The organism is Streptomyces sp. 891-h, from assembly GCF_022760275.1.
Taxonomy (GTDB): domain Bacteria; phylum Actinomycetota; class Actinomycetes; order Streptomycetales; family Streptomycetaceae; genus Streptomyces; species Streptomyces spirodelae.
Map to the genome: position 1 here is coordinate 4,706,962 of NZ_CP050693.1, position 17,832 is coordinate 4,724,793.

Consider the following 17,832-nt stretch of genomic DNA (forward strand, 5'->3'; position numbering starts at 1 on the left):
GCAGACCGCATACGTCGCAAGGGGCACCCCCTCCCGGCCTCCTGGGACCAGGACAGGACCGGGGCCTACGACGACGCGGCAGGTCTCACCTGCTGGGCCGCGCGCTCCATCGCGCTGGCCAACAGCGCGAGATCCGTGGGCCCGTTCCCCAACTCCCGCACCTGACGCCGCGCGGGCGGATCCCCCGCCCGCGCCCAGTCCAGCGGCACCACCGTGGGCCGCAGCGTCGCCGTACGCGGAATACGGCCGGTGACCCGGCCCGCCTGGAAGGCGACCGGCACCCCGCCGACGACCGCGCCCTCCGGCCCCCGGCGCTGCCGCAGGGTGAGGGTCCCGCGGCCCCGTGGCGTACCGTCGGCGCCGCGCTCGCCGCCGGTCAGCTCCACATGCAGCGCCGCCGTCCGGGCCAGCTCCGTGCGCACCGTACGGTCCGCGCGGCCCGTCGCCGCGATCACGTGCACACCCAGCCGCGTCCCGGTCCTGGCCACCGCCTCCAGCGCCCGGACGACCGAACCCGCAGCGGGGCGGCCGGGGTTGCCCAGCGCCGGGTCGACCAGCGTGTCGAAGTCGTCCACCAGCAGCACCAGCCTGGGCGGCACGCCTGCGGACCCGAGGGAGGCGGCCGAGACCGCTCCCGACTCGCCGAAGTCGCCTTCCCGCCCCCCGGAGCCGGCCGACTCCTCGGTACGGCGCAGCCGCAAGGTGCGCTGGGTACGGTCCGGCTCGGCGGCGGCGCCACTGGTGGCGGGGGCCTCCCCGCCGCTCCTGCCGCCGGGCAGGCCCCCCGTTCGGGGCGCGGCCTGCGAAGGCAGCGTGTGCAGCCCGCCCCCGGAACCGCCCTCGCCGGACGGCCGGTTCTCGGCCGAGCCGCCGCGCCGCCCGGACGGCTGGGCCGCCACCGCAGCGCGCTCGTCCGGCGCCGGAGCGGGTGCCGGAAGCTGCACGCCCTCCCCGGTCCGCTCACCCGGCGCCTGCTCCCGCACCGGGGCGCGCTCGGGCGCCTGACGGGGCGCCACCACCCGGCCGCCGGGGCGGGCCGCCAGCCGTACGTACTCCTCGTAGCTGCTCTCGTCCCCGATCAGCTCGGCCCGCCGCTTCAGCTCGGCGCTCAGCGCCTGTGCGAACTGCCGCATCCGTACCGGGTCGTCCGCCGACAGCCGCGCCGTGACATGCGGCAGCTCCCCGCACACCCGCAGCCCTTCCCCGGCCCCGGCGCCCGCGCCGTCCACCAGCACCAGCGCCAGCCGGTCGGGCCGCTCACCGGCGGCGAGGGAGGCCGCGAGCGAGCGCAGCAGTTCCGTCTTGCCGGAGCCGGGGCCGCCGCTGACGCAGGCGTGCCCCGGCAGGGCGCGGCCCGGCTCGTCGGCTTCGCCCTCGGCGGCAGCCGGTGCCATCCGGGCCGACAGCTCCGACAGGTCGCTCAGATCGGCCTCCAGCGGCCCGTGCGGACCGGCGCCGAAGACGAGCGGCACCCGGCCGAAGGTGGCCGTCGCCCGCTCCGACCAACGGGCGAGCAGCGCGGCCGGAGTCGCCCGCGCCAGCCCCAGCTCTTCCAGCAGCCTGCACTGCTCCGGCAGCGTCACGGTCGGCGCTGCGGACGTGTCGGCCCCCGCGCCCTCCGGCTCGCGCAACGGCGCCAGGGCTCGCGCGAACCGCTCCGCCCAGGCCGCCGACACCGCGTCGACCGTCGCCACCGGGCCGCTCGCCGCCCCGGACGTCGTCGGGCCCCCCGCCGCCTGCCGGGGGTGGTGCGCCGGGTGCAGGACTCTGACCGCCGTGGCCACATCGCCGCTCAGCAGGGCGACCGTCCCGCACTCGGGGAAGGCGGCACAGACGGCGTTCGCGGCCTCCAGGGTCGCGGCGACCGGCGAGGAGGGGCTGGCGGGCGGGGTCTCGGCGAGGGCGAGCAGATGGATACCGGCCGCAGCGCCGTCCCGCGCCAGCCGGGCCACGCTCGCGCGCAGGTCGGCCGAGCCCGGGTCACCGTCCACCACCACGACAACGGCCGGGCCGGGCGGCCCGCCGCGTCGGGGAGCCGTGCCCTGCGCCTCCAGCCGCCGCACGAGCTCCGCCGTCCGCGCGGTGGATTGCTCGAGGTCGTAGGCCGTCAGCAGGGAGCAGTCCTGGCCGTGTGCGGGGCGCAGATGCGGCAGCCAGCCGAGCCAGGACCACTCCTGGTGGCGGGCCAGGCTGCCGCGCGCCGGGTCCGCCGACAGCAGGACGACCTCCAGCGCACTCGGCCCGTGCAGCGCGGCGAGCTGCGCGAGTACAGCCCGCGCCAGCCCGGTCAGCCGGGCGCGCGGCCCCGCCAGCCCGAGGGAGCCTGCCCGCCGCAGGTCGACGGTGACCGGATCGCCGTGCCCGCCGCTGCGGTGTGCCACCCCGAGCCGTACGGTCAGCGCGTCCGGGTGGCCCGGATCGCGCTCCCACAGCCGGGGGCCCGGGCCCAGGGCGCTCAGCAGCACGGCGGCCGGGTCCGGCCACCGCTGCCCGTCGCCGCGCGGCGCGGACGGCGGGCTCACGGAGGCCGCCCCGGGGATACCCGGCGCTCCCGCTCCGGCTGCCTCGCCCGCTCCGAAGCCCGCCGGGGGAGCCGCAGCGGGGTTTCCGAAGCCCTCGGCGGGGTGTGCGGCGTAGCCCTCGGCCGTACCCGCGCCGAACCGCGTCGGCCCGTTGGGGCCCTGCGGCCGGCCGTGCGGCGGCTGCGCCGGGCCGCCCGCGGGCTCGGCGCGGCCGCCCGTGAAGCGGCGCGCCCAGGCGCTCAGTCCCCGCCCTCTGCGGTGCGCCGCGTCCTCGCCGTCCGCGCTGTCCGCGTTCTCTCCGCTGTTTCCGTCGGCTGTGGGCGGCAGCAGACCGGCGCTGTGGGTGACATCGCTGCCGGGGAAAGGCCCGGAGGCCGAGGCGTAGTCGTGGGCATGGTGGCCGGAGCCGTCTCCGGTGCCCCAGTGCTCGGCCGGGGAGGCATCCTCGGGATGTCCCGGACGCCCGGCGGGCGCGAGGGAGCGCTGACCGGTCTCCTGGCCGGGACCCGCGCCCGCCCCGCCCGTCCCGGCGTCGCTCGGCCCCGCACCGTCCTGTCCCTCGCCCGCCTGCGCCGCGCGGACCAGCCGCAGGCGTCCCTCGCCGTCCGGCACGGTGGGAAGTGCCAGCCCCGGTGCCGGGGTGGTGGCGGGGGTGTGACCGCTCCCGGCCGCCGTTTCCGGGGACGCGGGGAGCGTGGCGGCCTCCAGCCGGATGGTCGTCTCGCCGATCCGCAGCGTCGCGCCGGGGCGGAAGAGCACGGGCCGTCCGCCGACCGGGGTGCCCTCGAGGGTGGTGCCGTTGGTGGAGCCGAGATCGGTGACGGTGACCGTGCCCCCGTCGGTGACGGTGACCGCGCAGTGCAGCCGGGAGACGTCCGGGTCGTCCAGCGGGACGTCGGCCTCGGCCGAGCGCCCCAGGTGGACCTTGCCGCCCTGGAGGAGGTGGATGCCGCCCGCGTCGGGTCCCCCGGTGACATGCAGCCTGGCCTTGGCCGAGCCGTATGCCGTCAGCGCCGTCACGGCCGCTCCGTGCGCGGGCAGCGCGGCGGGGGCGACCGGGGCGTACAGCGAGACGAGCGCGCCGTCCAGCAGCGGGGGCTCGCCGATGATCTGGCGGTGCGGATCGAGCCGCCGCGTTCCCGCGTAGACGACCACCGGCTCCTGCGGGGCTTCCTCCTGGCCTCCCGCCTCACGTCCTGGCCCGGACGATCCCGGCCCGGACACCGAGCCGCGCCCGGACGTCGAGCCGGGCGCCGGACCGGAGGCCGTCCCCGGCTCAGCGGGTGCTGTCGCCAGCGCGGCCGCCGCCGAGGTCGCCAGGGCGTTCGTCACAGCGGAGAGCACGGTGCCTGCGGGGGCTGTGACCAGCACGTTCGCCTGGCCGACCGGCTGGGGCGAGGGGGAGCGGGTGGGGGAGCGCGCTGCCGATCCCGCGCCGCCGGCCTCGCCCGCGCCCGCGTCCGCCGCGCCGCGGGCGCCGCGCGGCGCAAGAGCGACAGTCAGCCGGATCTGCATCTGCGCCTCCAGGTCCCGTCCGCTCCGTGTGCCGGGCGGGCTGGCCACCCACCGCGCTCGCGCGCCGGCACATCGTCCGTACCACTGCATGCATACTCGCACCCGCGACCGACAACGGGGCCCGTCCTGGCCATCCGCACGATCTTGCCGCGCGGAATGATCTTGTCCGGGCAGCGGCGCCACCGCAACCATCGCCACCCGGTGTGCGTCTTCCCGGGGAACCCGTCAGCCCCGCCGCCGGAGGCGGGAGTGCCGAGGAGCACCCTCGCGGGCCCGGCAACCCCTTGCGCGGCGGCACTATTGTGGGCGGGATTGCAGTACGAGACCAGGGAGCGCATGACGTGCGGCCGGTAGGCAGCAAGTATCTGCTCGAGGAGCCGCTGGGACGCGGCGCCACGGGCACCGTCTGGCGTGCCCGCCAGCGTGAGACCGCGGGCTCCGAGGCGGCGGTGGCCGGGCAGCCAGGGGAGACCGTCGCGATCAAGGTCCTCAAGGAGGAGCTGGCGAACGACCCCGACGTGGTGATGCGCTTCCTGCGGGAGCGCTCCGTGCTGCTGCGGCTGACGCACCACAACATCGTCAGAACGCGCGACCTCGTGGTCGAAGGCGATCTGCTGGCGCTCGTGATGGATCTCGTCGAGGGCCCGGACCTGCATCGCTATCTGCGCGAGAACGGCCCGTTCTCGCCCATCGCGGCGTCTCTGGTCACCGCACAGGTGGCCGACGCGCTGGCGGCCAGCCACGCCGACGGTGTGGTGCACCGGGACCTGAAGCCGGCGAACGTCCTGCTGACCGAGGACGAGAACGGCATGCGGCCGATGCTCACCGACTTCGGCATCGCGCGCCTCGCCGACTCGCCGGGACTGACCCGTACCCAGGAGTTCGTCGGCACCCCGGCCTATGTCGCCCCCGAGTCGGCCGAGGGCCGCCCGCAGACCTCGGCTGTGGACATCTACGGCGCTGGCATTCTGCTGTACGAGCTGGTCAGCGGCTACCCGCCGTTCAGCGGTGACAGCGCGCTGGCCGTACTGCACCAGCACCTCGCGCAGGAGCCCGAGCGCCCGGCCGGTGTCCCCGACCCGCTGTGGACGGTCATCGAGCACTGTCTGCGCAAGAACCCCGACGAGCGCCCCAGCGCCGTCAACCTCGCGCGCGGGCTGCGTACGGTCGCCGACGGCATCGGCGCGCAGGCCACACCGCAGGCCGCCGGTGCGGCGCTCGGGGTGGCCGCGCTGCTGGCCCCTGACCCGGCGCCGGCCCCCGTCCCGAACTCCGGTGCACCGGGCGGCACGGCCCCGGGCGCGAGCGCGGGCGACTCTGACCCGACGCAGGTGCTGCCGCACAGCGGTGCGGCGGGCGCGGGCGGCCAGTACGACCCGTCGGCCGAGACGAACGTTCTTCCGCAGACCGGCGGCCCCCAGGGCGGTTACGGCGGCCAGGGGGGCCAGGGCGGCAACGCCGACCCCACCCAGGTGATGCCGCCCGTCCCCGGTGGCCCTCCGGACGGCGGCCAGGGCGGCCCTCCGCAGCCGGACGGGCCCCACCCGTGGCAGAGCCAGCTGCGCGCGGCCCGGGACCGCAACGAGCAGACCCAGTTCCAGCCGCTGGACCCCAGCATGGACCCGCTGCGCCGACGCCCTCAGCGGCGCGCGGCCCCACCGCCGCCGCAGCAGTCCCCGCAGGGTCAGCCCTACGGCCAGCAGCAGTACGGCCAGCAGTACGGGCAGCAGCAGCGGCCCGCGCAGCCGCCGCCGCAGCGCTACGAGCCGCAGCCGCCCCGGGGCCGGGAGCCGAGGCCGCAGAGGGAGCCGAGGCAGCCGGAGCCCAGGCAGCAGCGTGAGCCCAGGCCGCGCCGCGAGCCGAGGCAGCGCAGCGCCAACCCGATGCGCATCCCTGGGCTGGGCTGTCTGAAGGGCTGCCTGTTCATGGTCGTCATCATCGTGGTGGCGGGCGTGCTGGTGTGGAACTTCACGGACGCGCCGCAGTGGTGGGCCGAGGGCAAGAGCTTCTGGCAGTCGACGAAGGACGTCTTCAACGAGATAGGGGATTTCTTCGGTCAGTTCAACAACTGACGGGCCGTCGGTGATCGTCGACGGGCCATGGATGGCCGGTGACGAGCTGTCGGTGACCGGTCGCCGCCGACCGGCTGCCCGCGCGCCGAGTTACCTGCCACTACGGTGATTTGTCGACTTGTGAGAGGGGATTTCCCCCACAGAAGTGACAGTTACCGGCATCCGGGGCTCCCAAGCCGGGCCCCGCCGCGTAGTTTTGTCGCCATGGCACGGAAGATCGGCAGTCGCTACACGGCACACCGGATCCTCGGGCGAGGCAGTGCCGGAACGGTGTGGCTCGGTGACGGACCCGAGGGTCCCGTCGCCATCAAGCTGCTGCGTGAGGACCTGGCCTCCGATCAGGATCTGGTCGAGCGGTTCGTGCAGGAGCGCAGCGCCCTGCTCTGCCTCGACCACCCGCGCGTCGTCGGCGTCCGGGACCTGGTGGTGGACGGCAACGAGCTGGCCCTCGTGATGGATCTGGTGCGCGGCACCGATCTGCGCACCCGGCTGGAGCGGGACCGCCGCCTGGCGCCCGCCGCGGCTGTCGCCATCGCGGCCGACGTCGCCGACGCGCTGGCCGCCGCGCACGCCGCCGGACTGGTGCACCGCGATGTGAAGCCGGAGAACGTCCTGCTGGACGCCCTCTCGATGGAGGGTCCCGGCGGGGCTCCGCCCGCGCTGCTGACCGACTTCGGGGTGGCCAAGCTCATCGACTCGCCCAGCCGCACCCGCGCCACCTCGATCATCGGCACCCCGGACTATCTGGCGCCCGAGATCGTCGAGGGGCTGCCGCCGCGCGCCGCCGTCGACATCTACGCGCTGGCCACCGTGGTCTACGAGCTGCTGGCGGGCTTCACCCCGTTCGGCGGCGGCCACCCAGGCGCGGTGCTGCGCCGGCATGTGACCGAGACGGTGGCGCCGCTGCCGGGCATCCCTGACGAGCTGTGGCAGCTCATCCACCAGTGCCTCGCCAAGGCGCCCGCCTCCAGGCTGCGCGCCGCTGAGCTGGCGGCCCGGCTGCGCGAGCTGCTGCCCGCGCTGGAGGGACTGCCGCCGCTCGACATCGACGAGCAGGGCGAGGAGGGCTACGCCGAGTACGAGCCACCGGAGGAGGGCATTCCGGGCGGCGGCGAGGGCCGCGCGGAGGCCGAGCACTCCCTCTCCGGCACCGGTGCGGTACCGGCCGCGGGCGGCGCCGTGCCGCTCGTCCATTCCCGGGTCGGCCCGGACGCCAACCGTGACACCCATACGAGCATGCGGGTGCCCGGCGAGGACGAGCTCGCGGGGGGAGCGCACGGCACGGCACGCGCGCCGCGTCCGGTGGGCGAGGCGCGGGCCGGGTCCGCACGGCACCGGACAGCCGTTCGCCGTCGACGGCTGAAAATAGGCGTCGCGGCCGCACTGGTGGCAGCGGCGCTCGCGGTGGGCGGCTGGCTGGCCACCTCGGACGAGGACACCGGTTCGTTGCCAGCGCCCGCACATGGGTACTCGGTCGACGACTGACCGCCGCGGCCGTCGGCGGCGGGCGCGTGCCAGGCCCCGCCCGCCGGGAGCCGACCGCGTGAGCCGACCGAACGGGAGCACACCGTATGACGGCGATCCCGGACCTCGTCCGCCCCACCAGCCCCGCCCTGCCCACCGCGCGCGGCCCGCTCTCGGCGGCCGTGCTCACCGCGCTGACCGCCGGGAACCCCGAGACGACCGCCGCGCTCGTCCGTGAGGCCGGGACGGAGGCCGCGGGCGCCGATCCGTACGGCGAGGACCTGCAGCTGGCTCTCTACGCCCTCTACGAACTGCACTACCGGGGTTTCGCCGGGGTGCCGGAGCGCTGCGAGTGGGACCCCGACCTGCTGCGGCTGCGCGGCGTGCTCGAGGACCGCTTCCTTTCGGCACTGCGCAGTCACGTCCCGGCCGGCCGCACGGTGGGCGACGCCATAGGGGAGCTCCTGGTCGAACCCGTCGCACAGCACGGTGCCGACCAGCCGCAGAGCGTGGCCGCACACCTCCAGTACCGGGGGGAGCTGTGGCAGTTCCGCGAGTACGCGGCCCTGCGCTCGCTCTATCACCTGAAAGAGGCCGACCCGCACGCCTGGGCGATCCCGCGGCTCGCGGGGCGGGCCAAGGCCGCGATGGCCGCCGTCGAGTACGACGAGTTCGGCGCCGGGCGGGCCGAGGACGTGCACGCCAGGCTCTTCGCCGAGCTGATGCGCGACCTGGACCTGGAGACCGCCTACGGGCACTACCTGGACGCGGCACCGGGACCCGCGCTCCCGCCGGTCAACCTGATGTCGCTCCTCGGGCTGCACCGGGCGCTGCGCGGTGCCCTGGTCGGCCACTTCGCCTGTGTGGAGATCACCTCCTCGCCCGGCTCCCGCCGGCTGGCCGCCGCACTGCGCCGCCTGGGCGCCGGACCCGCGGCGCAGCGCTTCTACGACGAGCACGTGGAGGCCGACGCCGTGCACGAGCAGGTGGTGCGCCACGAGGTGATCGGCGGGCTGCTGGAGGACGAGCCCGCGCTGGAGTCCGACGTGGCCTTCGGCGCGGACGCCACGGTCTTCCTCGAGGACCGGCTGGGCGCGGCACTGCTGGAGTGCTGGCGGGTCGGTGCGTCGGCGCTGCGGGAGCCACTCCAGCCGCCCGTGCCGCCCGAGCCTTCCGGCGCCTGGTCCCTGCCCCCGGATGCGGACCCGGACGGCGCGTAGGAGCCTGGGGAGGACGCGTGGGGGCGCGTGGGAGGGCGCGCGGAGAGGCCGAGCGAGCCGACGAGCGGTAGGGAGGATTCGCCGCATGGAGGACATAGCGGGCGGCTCGACGCTGCGGAGCGCGGGTGAGATCGCCGAGGCCCGGCAGGCGCTGCTCTCCCGGCATGCCCACCTGATGGACCCGGACGCCGTCTCCCGGTGCGTCGGCGTGGAGGCGGCCGACTGGCGCCGGTTCGCCGTCCACTGGGAGGACCTGGCCCCTGACGACTACGCGGCACGCGAGGGCACCCACCGGCTGCGCCGGTACGGGCACTTCTCGCTGGACCGTACCGGGGCGCTGCGCCCCATGCCGCACCTGGCCTTCGCGCAGCCCGAGGACACCAATCCGCTCTACGTCGGCGAGGAGCGCCACTTCGAGCCGCTGACCGACGTCTTCGTCGCCGACCCGCTGTTCAAGTCGCTGATGCGGATGCTGGGCGGGATCGCGAGCTGCCTGCAGGACGCCGACAGCTGGAGCGTGAAGGTCCACCCGTTCCGGGTCGTCGCCTCGGCCGACGGTGCCGGGCTGCCCACCCCCGAGGGCCGGCACCGCGACGGAGTCACCCTGGTGACCTCACTGATGATCGGCCGGGAGAACGCCGTCGGCGGGCAGAGCACCGTCTACCTGCCCGACGGCACCCGAGTGCTGACCGCCACCCTGCACGAGCCGGGCACCCTGCTGCTCGGCGACGACCGCGCCACCCTGCACGAGGTCGCCCCCGTCCGCCCGGCCGACGCCACCAGGCCGGCCCGGCGCGATGTCCTGGTGACCACGCTGACCGCACGGCACAGCGCGGAGCGTGACGCCCAACTGGGCTAGGGCTGGGGGTGGCGGCTTGCGGTTAGGGTGGGGAGCGTGGCAGTCGTCGATGTATCCGAAGAGCTGAAGTCCCTCTCCTCCACCATGGAGTCGATCGAGGCCGTCCTTGACCTGGGCAAGATGCGGTCAGACATCGCCGCGCTCGAGGAGCAGGCGGCGGCCCCGGATCTGTGGGACGACGTGGACAACGCACAGAAGGTGACCAGCCGGCTCTCCTACCTCCAGGGGCAGCTGCGCAAGGTCGAGGAGCTGCGCGGGCGTATCGACGACGTCGGGGTGCTCTTCGAGCTGGCCGAGAGCGAGGACGACGCGGACGCGCGTGCCGAGGCCGAGAACGAGCTGGCGGCCGTCCGCAAGACGGTGGACGAGCTGGAGGTCCGCACGCTGCTGTCCGGCGAGTACGACCCGCGTGAGGCGGTCGTCAGCGTCCGGGCCGAGGCCGGTGGTGTGGACGCCGCCGACTTCGCCGAGCAGCTGATGCGGATGTATCTGCGCTGGGCCGAGCGCCGCGGCTACCCCACGGAGGTGTTCGACATCTCCTACGCGGAGGAGGCGGGCATCAAGTCCGCGACCTTCACCGTGAAGGCGCCGTACGCCTACGGCACGCTCTCCGTCGAGCAGGGCACGCACCGGATGGTGCGCATCTCCCCGTTCGACAACCAGGGCCGCCGCCAGACCTCGTTCGCCGGGGTCGAGGTGCTGCCCGTCGTGGAGCAGGTCGACCACATCGACATCCCGGAGAACGAACTGCGGATCGACGTCTTCCGCTCCTCCGGACCCGGTGGCCAGTCGGTCAACACCACCGACTCGGCGGTCCGGATGACGCACCTGCCGACCGGCATCGTCGTCTCCTGCCAGAACGAGAAGTCGCAGATCCAGAACCGCGCCGCCGCCATGCGCGTCATGCAGGCGCGCCTGCTGGCCCACCGCCGCCAGGAGGAGCAGGCCAAGATGGACGCCCTCAAGGGCGACGGCGGCAACTCCTGGGGCAGCCAGATGCGTTCGTATGTGCTGCACCCCTACCAGATGGTCAAGGACCTGCGCACCGAGTACGAGGTGGGCAACCCGCAGGGCGTGCTCGACGGCGACATCGACAGCTTCCTGGAGGCCGGTATTCGCTGGCGCAAGCAGCAGGAGCAGACCGAGAGCTGACGCCGCGTCAGCTCGATCGGGGCCGTGTTCAACGGGTCCTCGCTTGACGGGCGTGTGAGAGCTGGGGAAAGCTGTTCGCTCGGCATGCCTGTGTCAGGGGCGCACGGACGGGGTGGAGAGAGTGCCCCGGTGAGCAAACGGCGGCAGTCCGGGGTGGGGGCAGACATGCGCCTCGACGGGAAGCCCGGTGCGGATCGCGCTCCATGCGCAGCTGCCCCATCCACGAGTACAGCTACTGGGGGTAGTTGGAACATGAGCAAATCGAAGACGCGGCTGCGGGTCGCGCGGATAGCCGCTGCGGCCGTGTTCGCCGCCGGCGCCTCGCTGACCGCCGCGGGCGCGGCGCAGGCCGCGGGGCTGGGCGACACCGACGGTGGCTCCAGCAGCGGTAGCGAAGGGGGCCTCATCGGCGGCCTCATCGGCGGTAGCTCCGGCGGTGACGACGGCGGTGCCGGTGGCGGCGACGACGGCGGCATCAGCGGCACCGTCACCGTCGGCGGCGGCGACGGCAACGGTGGCAACGACGGTGGCGCGGCCGACAATGGCGGCAACGGCAACGCCGGTGGCAACGACGGTGGCGCGGCCGACAACGGTGGCAACGGCAACGCCGGTGGCAACGACGGCGGTGCGGCCGACAACGGCGGCAACGGCAACGGCGGCAACGGCAACGGTGGGAACGGCGGCAACGGCGGTAACGGCGGTGGCGGCGAGGAGCCGGCCACCACGGGCGGTACCGGCGGTGGCGACGACGACACCTGCGAGCTCGACGGCGACAAGGTGAACTGCGAGGGCGGCGGCACCAACCCCGACAGCGCGGGCAGCCAGCCGGTCCAGGACAGCAAGCCGGCTGCTCCGGGCAAGAAGCAGGACGAACTGGCCGAGACCGGTTCCACCGAGACCACGTTCCTGCTCGTGGGCGCGGCGACGATGATCGCCGGTGGCATCGGCTTCCGCCTGATGCCGCGCCTCGCCACGCGGCGTACCGCGGCGTAGTCCGCTTCGCGGAGCGCAGCGACGTAAGAGCTAGGTCTCAGCAGTAGAGCCAGGCTCAGCAGCGCGCCGGGTTTCGGTGGTCCTCCGACCGCCGGACCCGGCGCGTTGTGGTTCCGTACCGCTGCGGCGGGTTGGACGAGATGGACGGGCGCCGCTCAGGGGCAGCCCCTCTCAGGTCAGGCCGTGGCCACCCGCTGTGCCACCAGCGCGACAGTTATCAGCGTCACCAGCAGGGCGATCAGCGCCGTGGGCGACAGATGTGCGAGCGGCGCTTCCCGGTGCAGCCGCTCCCGGTGGGCACGGCACACCGCGCAGCGCCCCTCGCTCACGGGTGCCGCGCAGTTGGCACACACCAGTCGGTCGCATGTCATGCGAACTCCTCCTCAGTAGCGCCAACGCCACCCGTGAGTGATTCGTTCCCCAGGGGTGCTCTTCACCACTCTGCCAGGTGAGGCGGCCATCCGCAGAAAGCAGCAGTTCGCGGCAGCGGACCTGCAAAAACCCGGCGGCGACAGACAGGAAGGGCGCAGAAGCGGAGAGTACACACCGGTGCCGCGTGCGCAGCACACCACGCTTCGCGTATGGTCGCCCACACCGCTCCCCAGCACTCGCTGGGAGGTGCCCAGGGGGCCGCACCGCGGCTTCCGTTGTCCCTACCCAGGTCGACGTGGTGTATCCGTGATCCGATTCGACAGCGTCTCCAAGTCCTATCCCAAGCAGAACCGCCCGGCGCTCCGCGACGTCTCGCTGGACATCGAGCGCGGCGAGTTCGTGTTCCTGGTGGGCTCTTCAGGGTCCGGCAAATCCACCTTCCTGCGGCTGATCCTGCGCGAGGAGCGTGCCAGCTCAGGGCAGGTCCATGTGCTCGGCAAGGATCTGGCCCGGCTGTCGAACTGGAAGGTGCCGCACATGCGCCGCCAGCTCGGCACGGTGTTCCAGGACTTCAGGCTGCTCGGCAACAAGACCGTCGGTGAGAACGTCGCCTTCGCGCTGGAGGTCATCGGCAAGTCCCGGGGCCAGATCCGCAAGACGGTGCCCGAGGTGCTCGATCTCGTCGGCCTGGGCGGCAAGGAGGACCGGATGCCCGGCGAGCTGTCCGGCGGTGAGCAGCAGCGCGTCGCCATCGCACGGGCCTTCGCCAACCGGCCCATGCTGCTGATCGCCGACGAGCCGACCGGCAACCTCGACCCGCAGACGTCGGTCGGCATCATGAAGCTGCTCGACCGCATCAACCGCACAGGCACCACCGTGGTGATGGCCACCCACGACCAGCAGATCGTCGACCAGATGCGCAAGCGCGTCATCGAACTCGAGATGGGCCGCCTCGTGCGCGACCAGTCGCGCGGCGTCTACGGATACCAGCACTGAGGCAGCACCAGCACCGAGGCAGCATTAGCACTGAGGAAGGGACGCCATGCGCGCCCAGTTCGTCCTGTCGGAGATCGGCGTCGGTCTCCGTCGCAATCTCACGATGACCTTCGCGGTGATCGTCTCCGTCGCCCTGTCGCTCGCCCTGGCGGGCGGTTCGCTGCTCGCGCAGGAGCAGGTGAGCACGATGAAGGGGTACTGGTACGACAAGGTCCAGGTCTCCCTCTACCTGTGCAACAAGAACGACGCCATGGCACAGTCCAACTGCGCCAAGGGCGCGGTGACCGAGCAGCAGAAGAAGGAGATCAAGACCGACCTCGAGAAGCTCGACGTGGTCGAGAAGATCTACCACGAGTCGGCCGACGAGGCGTACAAGCACTACAAGGAGCAGTTCAAGGACTCCCCGCTGGCCGCGTCGCTGACGCCGGACCAGATGCAGGAGTCCTACCGGGTCAAGCTCAAGGACCCGACCAAGTACAAGGTGTTGCAGACCGCCTTCGCCGGCAGACAGGGCGTCCAGGACGTGGCCGACCAGCGGGACACCCTGGAGCCACTGTTCAATCTGCTCAACGGTATGAACATCGCGTCGTTGTGTGTGATGGCGCTGATGCTGGTCGTCGCGCTGCTGCTGATCGTCAACACCGTGCGGGTGTCGGCGTTCAGCAGGCGCAGGGAGACCGGGATCATGCGACTGGTGGGCGCCTCCAGCTTCTACATCCAGATGCCGTTCATCCTGGAGGCCGCCATCGCGGGGCTGATCGGCGCCGGGTTCGCCTGCGTGCTGCTCGTGCTGGGCAAGTGGTTCCTGATCAACAACTGGCTCCAGGAGCGGATGTCGCTGATCACCTTCATCGGCTGGGACGCGGTCATCAAGGTGCTGCCGCTGATCCTCGCCGTGGGGGTGCTGATGCCGGCCGTGGCAGCGTTCTTCACATTGCGCAAGTACCTGAAGGTGTGACACAGGACGCGGGGCGCCATGGGGCCAACGCCCCGTGCGGCGCCCCGCACTGGCCTACACTCCGGACCATGCCAGGCTCGTGGTTCCTCGACACGCGTCCGCGCCGGCCCCGGCGCGGGACCCTGACACTGGTCTTCGTCGGCGTGCTGGCCACCGGCGCGGCCACCGGAGCCTTCGGCGGGGAGCTGGCCGCGTTCGGCTCGGCCGGCCCCGGCAGCGCGGCACACGGCACGGGCCGCGGCGCGCTCGGCGGCCCGCAGGGCACGGCCGACGGCAAGGGCACCCCGGCCGGCCCCCACGAGGCCCGCGAGCGTGCCGGGGGCGTGGACGCCGACGCCGTCGTCAGCCGCAGCGGCGACCGCTGGTCGGCCGCCTACTCGGCCCGCGAGTACGAGGGGCTGCGGCAGGCACTCGACGGCTCGTACGTGGGCGTCGGCATCTCCGTACGCCAGACCCGCGCCGACGGGACGGACCCGGACGGAGACACGGCCGCCGCGGCTGGCTCGGACCGGGAGAGCGCCACCGACCGCGGGGGCTCCAGCGGGCACCGGCCCGCGCGCTCGACCGCCGTCGTGGTGGACCGGGTGCAGCCCGGCAGCCCCGCCGACCGCGCCGGCATCCGGGCCGGGGACCGGCTGCGCTCGGTGGCCGGCCACCGGGTGACCGGCAAGCCGGTGACCGCCGTCGTTGCGCTGCTGCGCGGCTCCGACCCCGAGGCCCCGGCCGAGGCCGCCGAGCCCGGCTCCCAGGTCCGGCTCCACCTCACCCGCGGCAGTACGGACCTGACCCGCACCCTGCGCCGGGAGCGGCTGACGACCGAGTCGGTGCGGGTGGACCGGGTCGGCGGGGGCGTCACCCGTGTCAAGATCAGCTCCTTCACCAAGGGCTCCGGCGAGCAGGTGCGCGAAGCGGTCGTCGAGCGGGTGCCCGAGCACGGGCCGGTTCTGCTCGACCTGCGGGGCAACTCGGGCGGTCTGGTCGACGAGGCGGTCACCACGGCGGGTGCCTTCCTCGACGGCGGCCTGGTCGCCACCTACGACGACAACGGCACCCGGCGCGCGCTCTACGCCGAGGACCGCTCCCGCGCAGTCGAGCGGCGGCCGCTGGTCGTCCTGGTGGACGGCGGGACGATGAGCGCGGCCGAGATGCTGACCGGGGCGCTCCAGGACCGGGGGCGCGCCGTGGTGGTCGGCTCCCGCACCTTCGGCAAGGGCTCGGTGCAGATGCCCCGGCCCCAGTCGGACGGCTCGGTCGCCGAGCTGACGGTCGGTCATTACACGACTCCGTCGGGTCGCGATGTGGAGGGGCACGGCATCGCGCCGGACCTCCCGGTACCCAGCAGGAGCGAGGCCGTGGACCGGGCAAGAACAGTATTGAGTGGCCTCGAAGCCCGGTCGTAGTGGGAGAATGGCCTGGCTATGGCGAAGATGAAGACGACACGCAAGAAGGCTGCCAAGGCCAAGGACGACAAGGACGCCCGGAAGCTCGTCGCGCAGAACAAGAAGGCGCGCCACGACTATCTCGTGCTGGACACGTACGAGTGCGGTATCGCGCTGACGGGCACCGAGGTGAAGTCCCTGCGCCAGGGCCGCGCCTCGCTCGTCGACGGCTTCGCCCAGATCGACGGCGGCGAGGTGTGGCTGCACAACGTGCACATCCCCGAGTACGCGCAGGGCACCTGGACCAACCACGCGGCCCGGCGCAAGCGGAAGCTGCTGCTCCATCGGGCCGAGATCGACAAGCTGACCGGCAAGCTCCAGGAGACGGGCCTCACCCTCGTCCCTCTCCAGCTCTACTTCTACCGGGGCCGGGCGAAGGTCGAGATCGCGCTGGCCAAGGGCAAGAAGGAGTACGACAAGCGGCAGACCCTCCGCGAGAAGCAGGACCGCCGGGAGGCGGAGCGCGCCGTGTCGGCGGCCCGGCGCCGGCAGCGCGCCCACGCGTGACCCTGCCGGGGGCGGGCGCCGCTGTGCGGGGCCCAGCGCCTCTGAGGGGGCGCCCCCGGGAATAGCCCGGGGTGGTAAATGGTTGGCACAGGTGCGACCTGGTCCCGTATCATGGTCGGCAGCATGACAGCACTGCCCGCAAGGGTGTCTGTGCAGATTGTCAACTCAACATGGGGATGATCGGTTTCGACAGCGAACGTCGAAGCAGGGGAAGCGAGCCGAGGAACGCGGCAATGATCTCGTTAACCATGTGCCGCAAAAAAATAATCGCCAACACCAAGCGCGATTCCTTCGCCCTCGCTGCCTGAGCAGCGATCTGCGAAGTGTCAGCCCGGGGTAGTTCCCGCCCCGGTTCCTGGCATCAGCTAAGGGAACTCACCGCGTAGGTCCGGTCACGGGACCTGCCGGGACATCACACAGTGACTGGGCCCGTCGGAGACTTGTCCGCGTGATCTCCGGGGCCGAGAAAATCGCAGCGGACTGCGCTCGGAGAAGCCCTGTTTCCACTTCGTTGGACGCGGGTTCGATTCCCGCCATCTCCACGAAGGCGAGCGGCGAGGTGTGCCCACGGAAAGCGTGGGCCGCCTCGCCTTCGTCGTTTCTGCGCGGCTTCGCCGCGCGCAGCGGGGGCTCCGCCACCCGCACCCCCGGTGGGGGCTGGGGTCTCGGTGGAGGGCGCCCCGTCAGGGGCGCGGGGAACGGCGCGACCAGCCACGATGTACGCGCAGCCCGCAACGGACGGACAGGGGCAGCCCGTGCGCAGCGCAGGTGAGGGGTCCACAAGGCTGGGGTCTCGGCGCGGCGAGGGCTACCCTGCCCGCATGGGCGACGGCGGCACCGAGTCGGGGCCTGTACCACTGGGCCCGGCCTCATTGACGTGGCGGTATTTCGGGGACTGGCGCGGGGTGCTGCTGGCACCATGGGCAGGCGCGATGCAGAACATGCACCCGCACCTGGGCGCGGGTGTCGCCGAGCACTCCCGGTTCTTCGAGGAGCGCTGGCAACGCCTCTTCCGTTCGCTCTACCCCATCGGGGGCGTCGTCTACGACGGCCCCCGCGCCGCCGAGACGGCACGCCAGGTACGCGGCTACCACCGCACCATCAAGGGCACCGACCGGCAGGGCCGCCCGTACCACGCGCTCGACCCGGACACGTTCTACTGGGCGCACGCCACCTTCTTCGTCCTCACCCTGCTGGTCGCCGACCGGCTGGGGCCGGGGCTGACGGAGGCGGAGAAGCGGCGGCTGTTCGACGAGCACGTGCAGTGGTGGCGCCTGTACGGCATGAGCATGCGTCCCGTACCGGCCGACTGGGAGGCGTTCCAGCGCTACTGGACGCATATGGCCGAGAACGTGCTGGAGGACAACCGGCCCACCCGGGATGTCCTGGACCTGACGCTGATCGCGAAGCCGCCCGCGCTGCGGCTGCTGCCGGACGCGGTGTGGCGGCTGGTGCGGGGCCCGCAGGCGCGCGCTTCGGTGTGGTTCACCGTCGGCTTCTTCCCGCCCGCCGTCCGGCGCCGTCTCGGCTGCAAATGGACCGCACGGGACGAGCGGCGGCTGCGCAGGGTCGGGCGGCTCATCCACTGGGGCTGGAAGCTGGTCCCGCCCTCGCGCCGCTATCACCCCAGGGCGCGGGCGGGCTGGGAGCGCGAGCGAGGCGTGCGGGACCGGGACGCGCCCCCGGTGGAGACACCGGCGCGCAATCTGCCGCTGCCGGAGGAGCGGGACTGGCCGCAGCACTACTCGCCCAGGCGGTGAAGA

General features: G+C 73.3%; 13 protein-coding genes and 1 other RNA gene. 12 read left to right on the forward strand and 2 right to left on the reverse strand.

The annotated features are described in order from the left end of the window. Positions 1 to 65: 65 nt before the first annotated feature. Positions 66 to 4,037, reverse strand: coding sequence for an FHA domain-containing protein (locus HC362_RS20635; RefSeq protein WP_243085503.1), 3,972 nt, complete (start codon positions 4,035 to 4,037; stop codon positions 66 to 68). Between the two features lie 341 nt (positions 4,038 to 4,378). On the opposite strand from HC362_RS20635, the gene HC362_RS20640 reads away from it, so the two are divergent. The 6 genes from HC362_RS20640 to HC362_RS20665 all read left to right on the forward strand — a co-directional run bounded on the left by HC362_RS20640 (position 4,379) and on the right by HC362_RS20665 (position 11,797). Beyond that, positions 4,379 to 6,109: a serine/threonine-protein kinase gene (locus HC362_RS20640; protein ID WP_243085504.1), complete on the forward strand. Its 1,731-nt coding sequence runs from the start codon at positions 4,379 to 4,381 to the stop codon at positions 6,107 to 6,109. Between the two features lie 204 nt (positions 6,110 to 6,313). Continuing rightward, entirely contained in the window at positions 6,314 to 7,594 is a 1,281-nt protein-coding gene (locus HC362_RS20645) for a serine/threonine-protein kinase (protein WP_243085505.1), read from the forward strand. Between the two features lie 86 nt (positions 7,595 to 7,680). Continuing rightward, a complete protein-coding gene (locus HC362_RS20650) occupies positions 7,681 to 8,793 on the forward strand; it encodes an iron-containing redox enzyme family protein (protein WP_243085506.1) in 1,113 nt (370 codons plus the stop codon). 85 nt (positions 8,794 to 8,878) lie between these two features. Further along, entirely contained in the window at positions 8,879 to 9,652 is a 774-nt protein-coding gene (locus HC362_RS20655; RefSeq protein WP_243085507.1) for a 2OG-Fe dioxygenase family protein, read from the forward strand. Positions 9,653 to 9,688: 36 nt separating this feature from the next. Beyond that, positions 9,689 to 10,804 (forward strand): peptide chain release factor 2, encoded by a 1,116-nt coding sequence (gene prfB / locus HC362_RS20660; RefSeq protein WP_243085508.1) that lies wholly within the window; start codon positions 9,689 to 9,691, stop codon positions 10,802 to 10,804. Positions 10,805 to 11,056: 252 nt separating this feature from the next. Further along, positions 11,057 to 11,797 carry an LPXTG cell wall anchor domain-containing protein gene (locus HC362_RS20665; RefSeq protein WP_243085509.1) on the forward strand — a complete coding sequence of 247 codons (741 nt, stop codon included), beginning with the start codon at positions 11,057 to 11,059 and terminating at the stop codon, positions 11,795 to 11,797. Between the two features lie 176 nt (positions 11,798 to 11,973). On the opposite strand, the gene HC362_RS20670 is transcribed toward HC362_RS20665, so the two are convergent. Then, on the reverse strand, positions 11,974 to 12,168 hold the full coding sequence (locus HC362_RS20670) for a hypothetical protein (protein ID WP_243085510.1): 195 nt from the start codon (positions 12,166 to 12,168) through the stop codon (positions 11,974 to 11,976). A gap of 307 nt (positions 12,169 to 12,475) precedes the next feature. On the opposite strand from HC362_RS20670, the gene ftsE reads away from it, so the two are divergent. The 6 genes from ftsE to HC362_RS20700 all read left to right on the forward strand — a co-directional run bounded on the left by ftsE (position 12,476) and on the right by HC362_RS20700 (position 17,829). Then, positions 12,476 to 13,165 carry a cell division ATP-binding protein FtsE gene (gene ftsE, locus HC362_RS20675; RefSeq protein ID WP_209263562.1) on the forward strand — a complete coding sequence of 230 codons (690 nt, stop codon included), beginning with the start codon at positions 12,476 to 12,478 and terminating at the stop codon, positions 13,163 to 13,165. 46 nt (positions 13,166 to 13,211) lie between these two features. After that, complete coding sequence (gene ftsX / locus HC362_RS20680) at positions 13,212 to 14,123, forward strand: permease-like cell division protein FtsX (protein WP_243085511.1); 912 nt, start codon at positions 13,212 to 13,214, stop codon at positions 14,121 to 14,123. Positions 14,124 to 14,191: 68 nt separating this feature from the next. Continuing rightward, entirely contained in the window at positions 14,192 to 15,523 is a 1,332-nt protein-coding gene (locus HC362_RS20685; RefSeq protein ID WP_243085512.1) for a S41 family peptidase, read from the forward strand. Between the two features lie 18 nt (positions 15,524 to 15,541). Further along, positions 15,542 to 16,069: an SsrA-binding protein SmpB gene (gene smpB / locus HC362_RS20690; protein WP_209263565.1), complete on the forward strand. Its 528-nt coding sequence runs from the start codon at positions 15,542 to 15,544 to the stop codon at positions 16,067 to 16,069. A gap of 172 nt (positions 16,070 to 16,241) precedes the next feature. After that, positions 16,242 to 16,614: a transfer-messenger RNA gene (gene ssrA, locus HC362_RS20695) on the forward strand. Positions 16,615 to 16,890: 276 nt separating this feature from the next. Next, complete coding sequence (locus HC362_RS20700; protein WP_243085513.1) at positions 16,891 to 17,829, forward strand: oxygenase MpaB family protein; 939 nt, start codon at positions 16,891 to 16,893, stop codon at positions 17,827 to 17,829. Positions 17,830 to 17,832: the final 3 nt, after the last annotated feature.